The sequence below is a fragment of the Gordonia sp. NPDC058843 genome (genome assembly GCF_042743165.1).
In the GTDB taxonomy this organism is placed as follows: Bacteria; Actinomycetota; Actinomycetes; order Mycobacteriales; family Mycobacteriaceae; genus Gordonia.
Map to the genome: position 1 here is coordinate 12,894 of NZ_JBHYNC010000025.1, position 11,844 is coordinate 24,737.

The 11,844-nt window shown below is 66.7% G+C and carries 13 protein-coding genes; 4 read left to right on the plus strand and 9 right to left on the minus strand.

Annotation, left to right across the window (positions count from 1 at the left end):
- Nucleotides 1-83: 83 nt before the first annotated feature.
- Nucleotides 84-1,391, plus strand: coding sequence for a cytochrome P450 (locus tag ACFW3F_RS16310; RefSeq protein ID WP_388059107.1), 1,308 nt, complete (start codon nucleotides 84-86; stop codon nucleotides 1,389-1,391).
- Nucleotides 1,392-1,987: 596 nt separating this feature from the next.
- The gene (locus ACFW3F_RS16315; RefSeq protein ID WP_388059109.1) at nucleotides 1,988-2,320 is read left to right on the plus strand and encodes a transglycosylase family protein; all 333 of its coding nucleotides are present in this window, start codon (nucleotides 1,988-1,990) and stop codon (nucleotides 2,318-2,320) included.
- Between the two features lie 112 nt (nucleotides 2,321-2,432).
- Here the strand turns inward: ACFW3F_RS16315 and ACFW3F_RS16320 are convergent, their stop codons facing one another.
- Both ACFW3F_RS16320 and ACFW3F_RS16325 read right to left on the minus strand, forming a co-directional pair.
- Entirely contained in the window at nucleotides 2,433-2,846 is a 414-nt protein-coding gene (locus ACFW3F_RS16320) for a hypothetical protein (RefSeq protein ID WP_388059111.1), read from the minus strand.
- 86 nt (nucleotides 2,847-2,932) lie between these two features.
- Entirely contained in the window at nucleotides 2,933-3,112 is a 180-nt protein-coding gene (locus tag ACFW3F_RS16325; RefSeq protein ID WP_388059113.1) for a hypothetical protein, read from the minus strand.
- Between the two features lie 59 nt (nucleotides 3,113-3,171).
- Between ACFW3F_RS16325 and ACFW3F_RS16330 the strand changes: the two genes are divergently transcribed.
- On the plus strand, nucleotides 3,172-3,912 hold the full coding sequence (locus tag ACFW3F_RS16330; protein WP_388059115.1) for a guanylate cyclase: 741 nt from the start codon (nucleotides 3,172-3,174) through the stop codon (nucleotides 3,910-3,912).
- Here ACFW3F_RS16330 and ACFW3F_RS16335 read toward each other — a convergent pair.
- Nucleotides 3,881-4,534, minus strand: coding sequence for a TetR/AcrR family transcriptional regulator (locus ACFW3F_RS16335; RefSeq protein ID WP_388059117.1), 654 nt, complete (start codon nucleotides 4,532-4,534; stop codon nucleotides 3,881-3,883). The genes ACFW3F_RS16330 and ACFW3F_RS16335 overlap by 32 nt on opposite strands.
- Nucleotides 4,535-4,640: 106 nt before the next feature.
- On the opposite strand from ACFW3F_RS16335, the gene ACFW3F_RS16340 reads away from it, so the two are divergent.
- Nucleotides 4,641-5,462 carry an SDR family NAD(P)-dependent oxidoreductase gene (locus ACFW3F_RS16340; RefSeq protein WP_388059119.1) on the plus strand — a complete coding sequence of 274 codons (822 nt, stop codon included), beginning with the start codon at nucleotides 4,641-4,643 and terminating at the stop codon, nucleotides 5,460-5,462.
- 21 nt (nucleotides 5,463-5,483) lie between these two features.
- Here ACFW3F_RS16340 and urtE read toward each other — a convergent pair whose 3' ends face one another.
- From urtE to ACFW3F_RS16370, 6 genes are all read right to left on the minus strand, one after another.
- Nucleotides 5,484-6,176, minus strand: coding sequence for an urea ABC transporter ATP-binding subunit UrtE (gene urtE / locus ACFW3F_RS16345; RefSeq protein WP_388059121.1), 693 nt, complete (start codon nucleotides 6,174-6,176; stop codon nucleotides 5,484-5,486).
- Between the two features lie 3 nt (nucleotides 6,177-6,179).
- The gene (gene urtD / locus ACFW3F_RS16350; RefSeq protein WP_388059123.1) at nucleotides 6,180-7,061 is read right to left on the minus strand and encodes an urea ABC transporter ATP-binding protein UrtD; all 882 of its coding nucleotides are present in this window, start codon (nucleotides 7,059-7,061) and stop codon (nucleotides 6,180-6,182) included.
- Nucleotides 7,058-8,170 carry an urea ABC transporter permease subunit UrtC gene (gene urtC, locus ACFW3F_RS16355; RefSeq protein WP_388059125.1) on the minus strand — a complete coding sequence of 371 codons (1,113 nt, stop codon included), beginning with the start codon at nucleotides 8,168-8,170 and terminating at the stop codon, nucleotides 7,058-7,060. Before urtC ends, urtD begins: the two co-directional genes overlap by 4 nt.
- Nucleotides 8,167-9,054, minus strand: a complete 888-nt coding sequence (gene urtB / locus ACFW3F_RS16360; protein WP_388059127.1) for an urea ABC transporter permease subunit UrtB — start codon at nucleotides 9,052-9,054, stop codon at nucleotides 8,167-8,169. The genes urtC and urtB overlap by 4 nt, the downstream gene beginning before the upstream one ends.
- A gap of 99 nt (nucleotides 9,055-9,153) precedes the next feature.
- Nucleotides 9,154-10,467, minus strand: a complete 1,314-nt coding sequence (urtA, locus tag ACFW3F_RS16365; RefSeq protein ID WP_388059129.1) for an urea ABC transporter substrate-binding protein — start codon at nucleotides 10,465-10,467, stop codon at nucleotides 9,154-9,156.
- A gap of 280 nt (nucleotides 10,468-10,747) precedes the next feature.
- The gene (locus tag ACFW3F_RS16370; protein ID WP_388059131.1) at nucleotides 10,748-11,794 is read right to left on the minus strand and encodes an oxygenase MpaB family protein; all 1,047 of its coding nucleotides are present in this window, start codon (nucleotides 11,792-11,794) and stop codon (nucleotides 10,748-10,750) included.
- Nucleotides 11,795-11,844 lie beyond the last annotated feature (50 nt).

Consider the following 11,844-nt stretch of genomic DNA (forward strand, 5'->3'; position numbering starts at 1 on the left):
CTCTTGCCCCCACCGGTACGTGCGCGTACCGTCTGCTGGTACGTGAACGTACCAGCCGCTGCGGCGAGAGGAACCCGACGCCCGTGAACACACCGACCCGGAGCGGTGCGGCCGTTCTCCCGCCGACCACGTCGATCCCCTCCCCCCTGCAGGGCCTCGGCGCGATCGTCTCGCGACGACTCTTCTTCCGCCACCTCCATGATCGTCATGGAGCGGCCTTCACCGTGCACCTGCCCGTCTTCGGTCCGACCGTCGTCATCTCCGACGCGGCGTTGGCGCGCGAGCTGTTCACCGCCGGCGACAAGGTCGAGAACGTCCAGCCCAACCTGGGTCGCATCCTGGGCACAGGGTCGATGTTCGCACTGGAGGGCGCCAGGCACCGAGCCCGACGCAAGCTGCTCACCCCGCCGCTGCACGGCAAGCCGATCCGGTCGTACGAACAGATCGTCGTCGACGAGGTCCGTGCCGAAACAGCCTCCTGGCGCACCGGAGTCGAGTTCGCCAGCATCGAGCCGATGATGCGCATCACGCTGAACGTCATCCTCCGCGCCGTCTTCGGCGCCGAGGGCAACGAGCTGGACCGACTCCGCGACATGATCCCGCCGATGGTGACCGTCGGTTCGCGCGCCGCGACGGTACCCCCACTCCCACGCCTTCTCCGTCCGATCGACCCCAATCACCGGTACGCGCGACGCAATGCCGAATACCGAGAATACGTCGGCGGACTGATCACCAAGGCGCGCAACGATTCTCATTTGGATGAACGCACCGACATCCTTGCGATCATGCTTCGCAGCACCTACGACGACGGCAATCCTATGACCGACGACGAGATCGCCGAGGAGCTGGCCACCATGCTCGCCGCCGGGCACGAGACCACGGCGACGACCCTCGCGTGGGCGCTCGAGCGGCTGCGGCGGCACCCCGAGGTGGTGCGCGAACTCGTGGCCGAGGTGGACGCCGGCGGACACGACTACCGCCACGCCACGATCCTCGAGGTCCAACGCAGTCGACCCGTCATCGACTTCGCCGGCCGACACGTGGTCGCCGACCATCTCGACCTCGGCGAGTGGCGAATCCCGAAGGGGTACAACGTCCTCGTCTCGATCGCCCTGCTCCACGACGACAGCCGCGAATTCGCCCGGCCCGAGAACTTCGATCCCACCCGTTTCCTCGGCACCAAGCCCTCGTCGGCGTGGCTTCCGTTCGGCGGCGGCACCCGACGGTGCATCGGCGCGGCGTTCGCGACCATGGAGATGGATGTGACCCTGCGGACGTTGCTGGCGGAGTACGAATTGCTGCCCACCTCCGACCGCGCCGAGCGCTGGTTCTCGCGCGGGGTGGCCTATGCCCCGTCCCGTGGCGGTCGGATCGCGGTGTTGCCCCGCTGACCCATGCTGAGATGTTGCGCTTTGCCCGGCAACCACCGCAAGCGGGCACGCAATGGCCATTCCGCGTCACGGCGCCGGTCGCGGGATTGCGCACCGAACCTGCTCGACGGCGGACTCAGGTCGCCGGGTCCCGTCCTCCAGTCGATCCAGATACTCCGAGACCACCGCGGCGTCGAGGACGGACAGTGCCGGCGTCGTGACTCATAGGCCGTCGTTGACGATCACATCGTCGTGAGCGACCTCGCGGTGTCGCACGACGGCTGTCGCGGACGACCGTGCATGGCGCCCACGGGCTGCGATCAGAACGAGGTGCTTGGCCGGTTCCCGGCCGACGCCGCGTCGGTCGTGACGGGCCCCACATCCTCCCTGTGACCTTCGTCATCGAACGCGGCCGAACACTCGCGCTCGAGCGCCCCCACGGAATTGCGGGATGCGCTGGGAATTCACCGGAAAGCTAACAGCGTTATCCGGGCGTTATCCGAATCGCCCAGGTCACGGCCTCGACGTGACCCAGCCGTTACCGAACCCGTATGGTCGCCCACGGTCCGAGATCAACCGCCCTGCCAACCCCGGGGTGGTGAGGAGGAACGAAGACCATGCGTATCACCAAGACCCACATGACCAAGCTCGTCGCCCGCGCCGCGATCGTCGGCGCGCTGACTGCCGCACCCTTCGGGATGCTGGCGTCCACCGCGCACGCAGCGGGTAACTGGGACGCCGTCGCCCAGTGCGAGAGCGGCGGCAACTGGGCCATCAACACCGGCAACGGCTACTACGGCGGCCTCCAGTTCTCGATGAGCACCTGGCAGGCCAATGGCGGAACCGGCAACCCGGCCGACGCCTCGCGCGAAGAGCAGATCCGCGTTGCGGAGAACGTGCTCGCCACCCAGGGCCCCGGCGCCTGGCCCACCTGCGGCGCCAACCTCTGACGGATCACTCCGGCACCCGAGTGCCGTGAGGCCGTGAGGCCGTGAGGCCGTGACAGCAACGAGGCCGGCGGGCCCTTCACAGGACCCGCCGGCCTCGCGCATCTGTCGCTTCCTACGGTGTGGGCGCGGCGTCGTCTCCGGTGTCGCCGACCGTCGTGTCCAGGGCGCTCACCGCGATGCCGTACGGCAGGAACCGCACGTTGCGTCGCGGATCGGTGTTGCTCTTGTTCGCGCGCAGCGCGTCGAGCTCGGTGGCGTAGACCTGCTCGACCCGCGCACCGCCGTCGTCATCGACGACGAAGACCGCCCAGACACCGGTCCCGGCCTCGCCGGTGGTCTCCTCGCGCGGCTTGGTGCGAGTACGCCCACGGGCGGCCTCGTCGAAGAACATCGAGAAGGCTGCCGGTCCGGCCTGCCCTTCGAAGAGCTTGCCGAACACGTCGCGCAGTCCGTCTCCGGCCTCTCGGGCGAATCGGTCGAAGTCCTCGGGGCCGAAGTTGAACGAACCGCCGCTGTTGTCGGTCATGGTGTCACCTTTCTCCCTCCGCTCTGACGAGCGTCGGGCAACACTGCCCAGTGTCCTCAGAAATCAGTGGCGCCGCCACCCGGTCCTCACCGATCGGCAGATCGGTCACCCGCCTGGTCTGTCTCGTCGAGCCGCTGATGCAGTCGGGCGCGGACATCGTCGGCCGAGTAGGACTGTCGCTGCCGCTGATCGCGCGCCACCATCACCCCACCAGTGGCGACCCCGACGGCGCCGGCCAACCCCAGCCACTTCCACAGATTCCTCATGCGGGCAGGATAGGCCGCGCCGACGCCGCACGAGGCGCGGACGCACTAGCCTCTTGCTCGTGCCCACCAGCAGAATTCTCTTCGGCCGAGACCGCGCCGATTCCGGCGTCTCGTTGGCCACCGCGCTCGACGCGACCCGCACCGGCGACATCTGGCTCTTCCGCGGTCATTCCGGACCCGACCGGGCGATCCGCACCCTGACCAATGCTCCGGTCAACCACGTCGCGATGGCGGTCTGCATCGACGATCTGCCCCCACTGCTCTGGCACGCCGAACTCGGCGATCGACTCACCGATGTCTGGACCGGCTCCCGTCACCGCGGGGTTCAGCTCCATGACGCGCGAGAAGCCGTGGAGCAGTGGATGGTCCGCTACAAGCAGGCGTGCTGGCTCCGCCAGCTCACACCTGACGTGACCGGGGATCAGGAGGATGCACTGCTCCGGGTGATCGCCAGACTCGACGGCACTCCGTTCCCCACCACCGCGCGGCTCGCCGGACGATGGTTCCGCGGCCGCGTCCCCAACTCCACCGATCTCGTCCGCGGTATCCCCTATCTCGACCGCAAGGTGCGCGAACGACGCGACGAGCGTCAGCAGCGTCGAACCGGGGACGCCGACAGTGTCGGCCTCGAGGCCGCCTACTGCGCCGAGGTGGTGGCCATCACCTATCGAGAGATGGGGATCCTCGACGCAGCCAAAGACTCCAACTGGTTCGATCCGGGGCGATTCTGGAGCGGCGATCGCCTACCCCTGCATGCGCCGCATGAGCTCACCGCGGAGATCGGGGTCCGTCTCGACTGACGCGCGTGCGGGGGACGACCGGTCGATGACCGAAAGCCCGGAGTGTCGCCTCCACGAGATCGTCGGCATACGCCGGGGTCAGCGGCCCGGTGCGATGCAGCCACCGCTGGAACAACGGTGCGTAGAGCATCTCCAGAAACAGGTCGAGGTCGGTACCACCCGGCAGTTCACCGTCCTGTTCCGCCTTGCGAAGTCGGGCCTTCTTCGCCTCGTCCAGTGGTCGTGACAGCTTCTCCCGATACTCCGCCGCGAGGCCGGCGTCGTTCCCGATCTCGGTGTTCACCGCACGGATGAGGCGGTCGAAGGACGGGTCGGTGAATTCCTCCGCCGTCGCCCGCATGACCTGCTTGAGATCGACTTCAAGGTCGCCCGTGTCCGGCAGGGCGACGGACTGCCCGTCGACACCCTCGCTCAGGGCGAGCACGGCCGCGAAGACAACTGCACTCTTCGACGGCCACCGTCGATAGATCGTCTGTTTTCCGACGCCGGCCCGGGCCGCGATCGCCTCGACCGTGACCTTGTCGTACGACTGCTCGACGACGAGATCGCGCGTCGCCTCGAGAATCGCCTGACGCGACCGTTCCTTCCGGCGTGAGTGATCCGGCCCTGCATCCCGCGGCATGGCCCCCAGCATAGTTCACGAAACGAGACGATCCGTCTTGACAGCACGTTGGAACCGCGGCTACCTTGTTTCGAGACGGTCCGTTCCGTTTACTTTAGGAGGCAACATGACCACGCCACGGGTCTGGTTCATCACCGGCGCGTCCCGCGGACTCGGACGGGCGTTCGCCGAGGCCGCCCTCGATGGCGGCGATCGGGTGGTGGCCGTCGCCCGCAACGTCGAGCCGCTCGCGTCACTGGCCGAGCGATATCCCCGGCACCTACGAGCACTGTCTCTTGACGTCACGGACCGGGCGGCCGTGTTCGACGGAGTCGAGACAGCGATCGCCGCGTTCGGCCGGCTGGACATCGTCGTCAACAACGCGGGCGGGATGCTCTACGGGATGGTCGAAGAAGCCACCGAGGCACAGATCCGGGCACACCTGGACCTGAACTTCTTCGGCGCCGTCTGGGTCGCCCAGGCGGTCCTCCCCCACCTACGCGCCCGTGGCGGCGGACGACTTCTGCAGGTGACGTCGATGGGCGCAGGCGGCGGGATGGCGACCGTCGGCTACTACGGAGCGGGCAAGGCGGCGCTCGACTCGGTCAGCGAGGCGCTGGCGATGGAGGCCGAGCAGTTCGGCATCAAGGTCACCATCGTGCAGATGGGCGGTTACGACACCGGGTTGTTCACCACCGGAACGACGAACACCGAACCGATGGCGCAGTACCACGACCTGCGCACGGCGATGGAGTCGTCCTGGGGTGACGAGGCCGGACCGCCACCGGCCGCGGCCGCGCCGGTCATCCTGGAACTCGCGGCACTCCCCGACCCGCCTCGACGCCTCATCGTCGGAAGCCAATCGTTCGACCACGTGCTGGACATGGACCGCGCACGTGCGGCGAGCTACCGCGAATGGGAGCACCTCAGCAGGCAGGCGCCCGGCTGAGGTACTCCACGATTCCTCGGACTAGATCGTCATCGCCTCGCGCACAGCGCTTTCGGCAGCCGAACCGCCCTCACCCGACGACGTCACGCGGCCGCTCTCGAGCACGTAGTAGCGCTGCGCCGCCTCGAGGGCGAACCCGATGTGCTGCTCGACGAGGAGCACCCCCAGCCCGCCACGCTGGGTCAGCGTGGTGATGGTCTGCTCGATCTCGGCGACGACCGAGGGCTGGATGCCCTCGGTCGGCTCGTCGAGGATGAGCATGCGCGGCTCGGTGATGAGGGCGCGAGCGATGGCCAGTTGCTGGCGCTGGCCGCCGGACAGCAGGCCGGCGCGGCGCCCCAGCAGTTCGATGAGCGCCGGGAACATGTCCAGCATCTCTGCGACCAGTTCCTTGCCGCGTTTACGGCCGTCGGCCACCACCTGCAGATTCTCTGCGGTGGTGAGGTGACCGAAGCTCTGCTGCCCCTGAGGGACGTAGGCGATGCCGTGCGCCACCCGTGCGCTGGGGCGCGCCCGAGTGATGTCGACGCCGTCGAAGGTGATCGTGCCCTTGGTGGTCTTGACCAACCCGACGGCCGCGCGCAGCAGGGTCGTCTTCCCGGCCCCGTTGTGTCCCATCACGGCGACGACGCCGTCGGTGGGCACCTCGATGTCGACGCCGTGGATCACCTCGGTGCGACCATAACCGGCGTGGATTCCGGAGATCTTCAGCATGATTCAGCCCTTCTCCGAAGCCGGTTGCGCGAGTGTCGGGTGCGCGGGGGTGTCCGCGTCGGCGGCGATCTCCTCGAGTTCCTCCCCGCCGGCGGCGGTCCCGAGGTACACCTCCTGGACCTTCGGATTCGCCTGGACCTCGGCGACCGTGCCCTCGGCGAGAACCCGTCCGCGGGCGAGCACGGTGACCGAGGTCGCGAAGGACCGCATGAAGTCCATGTCGTGTTCGACGACCACCACAGTGCGCTCACCACCGATGCGGCGCAACAGGTTCCCGGTCTCTTCCCGCTCCTCGTGGCTCATGCCCGCGACCGGTTCGTCCAGTAGCAGCACGGAGGCGTTCTGCACCAACAGCATCCCGATCTCGAGCCACTGCTTCTGGCCGTGCGCCAGCACGCCTGCCGGTGTGTCCGCCAGATCCTGCAGGCCGATGGTCTCGAGCGCCTCGGCAATCGAGTCGGGCACCTGGGTCGGCCGACGCCGCAGCATCGTCCACACCGAGCGCCCGGCACCCGCGGCGATGTCGAGGTTCTGCAGCACGCTCAGTTCCTCGAAGACGCTGGCGGTCTGGAAGGTCCGGCCCACACCGAGACGCGCGATCTGATGCACCTTCTTGCCGACGAGCTCGACGCCGGACTTCTGGATCGAGCCGCTCGACTTCACCAGGCCGGTGATCGCGTCGATGATCGTGGTCTTGCCCGCACCATTCGGTCCGATCAAAAACCGCAGATCACCCTGCAGCAGGGTGAGATCGACGTCGGTGACCGCCTTGAAACCGTCGAATTCCACAGTGAGACCGCGCACCTGGAGGTAGTCGCTGTCCATCCCGGCGTTGCCGCCTGCGATCGGCGGGTGGACGGCGACTGTCGATTCTGCATCGGTCATGACGACGCTCCTACCTTGCTGTCGGTGTGTTCATCGATGTCGCCGGTCGGTGACGAGTCGGGCGCGCGCCTCCGGCGCCACTTGACCAGTGCCCCGAGTCCGGCCAGCCCCGCCGGGAAGAACCCGACGACCACGATGAACAGGATGCCCTGCGCGTAGGTCCATCCGGACGGGAAGTTCTCCGACAAGCTCGTCTGCGCCCAGGCCACTGCGATGGCACCGAGAACCGGACCGAGAAGCGTTGTGCGGCCGCCGATCGCGACGCCGATCAGGAAGGCGATGGACGGCACGATCCCGACGTCGGCGGGCGAGATGATGCCGACGATCGGAACGAACATGGCGCCCGCGATACTGGCGAACAGTGCTGCGATCGCGTAGGCGACGACCTTGACGTTGGCCGGGTCGTACCCGAGGAACCGAACCCGCTCCTCCTGGTCGCGAACGGCGACCAGGAGTTCGCCGTACCGGCTGTACATCAGCTGACGCGTGATGGCCACGACGGCGAGCAGGATGGCGGCCGTGATGAAGAACAGCAGTTGCCGGTTCACCGGGTCGTTCAGGGCGAGCCCGAAGAAGCTTCGAAACCGGTTGAGGCCGTTGCTGCCACCGGTGGTCTGCTGACCGATGAGCAGGATCGCGAACGCGGCGGCCAGCGCCTGGGACAGAATGGCGAAGTAGGCGCCCTTGACCCGCCGTTTGAACACGCCCAGACCCAGCAGGATCGCGAGGAACGTGGGTACCAGCAGGATGCCCAGGATCGTCACCACCGGTGAGGCAAAGGGTGTCCAGTACCCGGGTAGGTCGCTGATGCCGGCGATCTGCATGAAGTCGGGTACGTCGTCACCGCGCAGCTCGGCGTCGGAGATCTTCAGGTGCATCGCCATGATGTAGGCACCCAGACCGAAGTAGACACCCTGCCCGAGGGTGAGCATGCCGCCACGCCCCCAGGCAAGGCCGATACCCACCGCGACGATGCCGAAGCACAGGAACTTGCCGAGCAGGTTGAGGCGGAAATCCGACAGGACGGCGGGCGCGACCGCGAACAGCAGGATCGCGGCGACCCCGAACCCCGCCCAGACCTTCCAGGAACCGCTGAAATAGTCCTTCACACGAGACTCCTCGACTGGACCGTGAACAGCCCCTGCGGCCGGATCTGCAGGAAGATCACGATGATGACGAACACGGCGACCTTGGCCACCGATGCCGTCGTGTTGTATTCGATGAACGAGTTCAGGACGCCGAGCGCGATGGCCGCGATGACCGCGCCCTTGATCTGGCCCAGCCCGCCGATGACCACCACCAGGAATGCGTCGATCAGGTAGGTCATGCCGGTGTTGGAGCTGGTGGAGCCGATCAGGGTCAGCGCAACGCCGGCGACTCCGGCGAGCCCCGAACCGATGAAGAACGTCGTGATGTCGGTGCGGCGGCTGGAGATCCCGCTCGTCTCCGCGAGGTCCCGATGCTGGACGACCGCCCGGATTCGCCGACCCATCGCTGTGTATTTCATGGTGACCGCGATGGCGGTCACCGCCACGACGGCCAGCAGCATGATGAACAGGCGCGTCTTCGGCACGACCGCACCGAGGATGTCGACACCGCCGGACAGCCATGCCGGCGCGACCACGTCGACCGCCGGTGCGCCGAAGATGTCGCGGGCGAGCTGCTGGAGGATGAGACCCACGCCGAAGGTCACGAGGAGGGTGTCCAGCGGGCGGTCGTACATGCGCTTGATCAGGGTGACCTCGAGCAGAACCCCCATCAGGCCGCCGACGCCGAACCCGATGACCAGCGAGACCAGCAGGGACACCCCGGCATCGGCGATCAGGTACTCCTGCACGCTGTAGGCGGTGTAGGACCCGGCCATGATGAACGCCCCGTGGGCCATGTTGATCACGCCCATCTGCCCGAAGGTCAGGGACAGGCCGAGAGCTGCGAGGAGCAGAATCGAACCGAGACTCAGCCCGGTGAAGAGCTGTCCGATAACGGTTTCCACGTGACTATCCGTTCGTAGTCGGCACTTGCCGCGTTCCAGGGAAGGACCGTGCGCGACCCGTCCCGCGTCGGTAGGACGCGGAACGGGTCGTCGACGGTGTCAGTTGCTCAGGCCCTCGGCCCACGGGTACGACTTCAGGTAGGGGTCCGGCTCGATCGGCTGACCCGAATCCCACACGGTGTAGATCAGTCCGTCGCCGCGGATCTCGCCGATACGTGCGGTCTTGGTGATGTGGTTGTTCTCGCCGTCGATCGTGACGAGTCCCTCGGGGGCGTCGAAAGTGACTCCGCCGGCGGCCTTCTGGACGTCAGCGACGGCGAACGACTGCGCCTTCTCGACGGAGTTCTTCCACAGGTACACCGAGACGTATGCGGCCTCCATCGGATCGGAGGTCGGCTTGTTCGCCCCGTAGGCGGCCTTGTAGTCACGCACGAACGACGCGTTCGCCGGGTTGTCGACGGTCTGGTAGTAGTCCCAGGCGACGAGTTGCCCCTCGATGTTGTCCACACCGATACCGCCGACCTCCTCCTCGGCAATGGACACCGAGACGACGGGCATGGCCTGCGGGGTGAGTCCCACGTTCTTGTACTCGCGGAAGAACGCCACGTTGGAATCGCCGTTGAGAGTGTTGAAGACGGCGTCGGCGTCGGCGCTGCGGACCTTGTTGACGATGGTCGAGAAGTCCGTCGAGCCGAGCGGGGTGTAGTCCTCGCCCTTGATCTCGATGCCGTTGGCCTCGGCATATGCCTTGATGACGCGGTTGGCCGTCTGGGGGAACACGTAGTCGCTGCCCACCAGGTAGAGCGACTTCACGCCCTCCTCTTTCAGGTACTCGAGCGCGGGCACGATCTGCTGGTTCGTGGTCGCGCCGGTGTAGAAGATGTTCGGCGACGATTCCAGTCCCTCGTACTGGACCGGGTAGTACAGCAGCGAGTTGTTGTCCTCGAAGACCGGCAACATCGCCTTGCGACTCGACGACGTCCAGCCACCGAACACCGCTGCGACACAGTCGCTCGAGATCAGCTTCTCGGCCTTCTCCGCGAAGATCGTCGGCTCGGAGGCACCGTCCTCACCGATCAGCTGGATCTGCTTGCCCAGGACACCGCCGTTGTCGTTGATCTGGTCGACGGCGAGTTTGATGGAGTCGCGAACGGTGACCTCGGAGATCGCCATCGTGCCCGACAGGGAGTTGAGCGATCCGACCTTGATGGTCTCACCGGCGGTGTCGACGCACGATTCGGCGCTCGACGCCGATTCCTCGCTGGCCGAACTGCCACACGCACTGAGCACGAGCGCCACTGCGGACAGGGCCGCGGGCACGAGGATGCCGTACCGCCGACGGCGTGACCGGGGGGTGGCGGACGGCGGGGTGTCCGTCGGCGGGGGGCCGGACGGCAACGGAACAGACGGCATCGGCGAAGCCTTTCTCACTACGTCTCAGGTCCACTCAGGTGGGGGCACGACGAACACACGGCATGACACCGCATGACCCCCTGTGAGATACGCGCCGCAACAAACCTTGCGATCTGGCGTATGGGAGGTAAACGTATTTTGACTTTGTTACGCCGGCGTGACGTGAGATGAAATCGGTGTTTCCGCTTCCGGAGACGTCACCGAAGCAGAAGGCCGGTGAATTCCGTTGCCTTCATTGATGATTCAGATAGGCCCGGTTTGACACGGGCGCGCACAGGCGCTATTGGGCGAACGAGGCCTCGATGTCGGCCCGGGTACGCTCGGGGTCAGATCCGACTTCGTACCGCGGAAGCGTATGAGGCACAGTCGTCCCCTGCGCCACGCGTCGGCGGGCGGCCGCGAACTCCGGCGCCTCTCCCATGGTCAGATGAGCGGAGTTGACGAGACCCCACACCGCACTCCGGCGCGCGCGCCGCTCGATCGGATTCGGCGGGCGATACATGATGAGCTGTTTCGCCCAGCGAGGCATCGTGTCCCGGATCGCCCAGTCCACGGCCCCCTGGGCGGGATTGCGCACATTCAACCCGGTCGCCATCGCATTGCCATGTGTCAAAGCCAGTTTCGGCAGATACTCCTCGAGACACGCGAGGGTCTCGGCTTTGGTGGTGGGGAGGTCGGCACCACCGAGCGCATGACCGACGCGCACGAATTCCCGGTAGTAGCGGTCGAGTTCGGCTCCGCGCAATGGCTGCGGGTGATAGATCTCGTGCGCGGTCGCGATACCCCAGACCACGGTCGCATAGTTCCACCGTAACCAGTCCGGATCGTCGGCATCGTAGGCCGCACCGTCGGGCCGGACGCCCTTGATGGTGTGGTGCATCGCCCGGACCGTCCGCGCCAGCCGTTCGGCGGACTCGGTCGAGCCGTACGCGGTTCCCATGAAGAAGGCCAGCGAGTGTCCCAGCCTGGTCATGGCGCCGTCGGGGTCGATCGACAGGGTCGGGGTGCCGTCGTCGCGGCGCCGGACCAGGCGCGAGTGCTGCACGCCCATCCAGAAGATGCTCGGGTCCAGGCGCTCGAGGTACGACGCGCACTGGAGCCCGAAGATCAGTGCGGGCGTGTGTGAATGGACGTACCACGTCGCGCTGTCCGGACCGAACCATCCCGGGTCCCCCGCGGGACTCTCGAAGTCCATCCCACGGAAGAACTTCGCCCGCACGTGGGCGTCGAACTTGCCGTTGAGCCAGGAGCCGACGAACTCGTGCGGAAGGGGAACGGGAATCCAGTCGGTGGAGGGAAGCCGAAGGGGAGCCATGGACACAGTCATCGGAGACCTTCCGCTCGGGGCACCGTTGGTCACGGTTGTATCCACACTAG

What these genes read in the sequence shown, in the direction of transcription:
- ACFW3F_RS16315 (WP_388059109.1), top strand. Translation starts at nt 1,988, where the DNA reads ATGCGTATCACCAAGACCCACATGACCAAGCTCGTCGCCCGCGCCGCG.
- ACFW3F_RS16320 (WP_388059111.1), bottom strand. Translation starts at nt 2,846, where the DNA reads ATGACCGACAACAGCGGCGGTTCGTTCAACTTCGGCCCCGAGGACTTC.
- ACFW3F_RS16325 (WP_388059113.1), bottom strand. Translation starts at nt 3,112, where the DNA reads ATGAGGAATCTGTGGAAGTGGCTGGGGTTGGCCGGCGCCGTCGGGGTC.
- ACFW3F_RS16335 (WP_388059117.1), bottom strand. Translation starts at nt 4,534, where the DNA reads ATGCCGCGGGATGCAGGGCCGGATCACTCACGCCGGAAGGAACGGTCG.
- ACFW3F_RS16340 (WP_388059119.1), top strand. Translation starts at nt 4,641, where the DNA reads ATGACCACGCCACGGGTCTGGTTCATCACCGGCGCGTCCCGCGGACTC.
- urtE (WP_388059121.1), bottom strand. Translation starts at nt 6,176, where the DNA reads ATGCTGAAGATCTCCGGAATCCACGCCGGTTATGGTCGCACCGAGGTG.
- urtD (WP_388059123.1), bottom strand. Translation starts at nt 7,061, where the DNA reads ATGACCGATGCAGAATCGACAGTCGCCGTCCACCCGCCGATCGCAGGC.
- urtA (WP_388059129.1), bottom strand. Translation starts at nt 10,467, where the DNA reads ATGCCGTCTGTTCCGTTGCCGTCCGGCCCCCCGCCGACGGACACCCCG.
- ACFW3F_RS16370 (WP_388059131.1), bottom strand. Translation starts at nt 11,794, where the DNA reads ATGACTGTGTCCATGGCTCCCCTTCGGCTTCCCTCCACCGACTGGATT.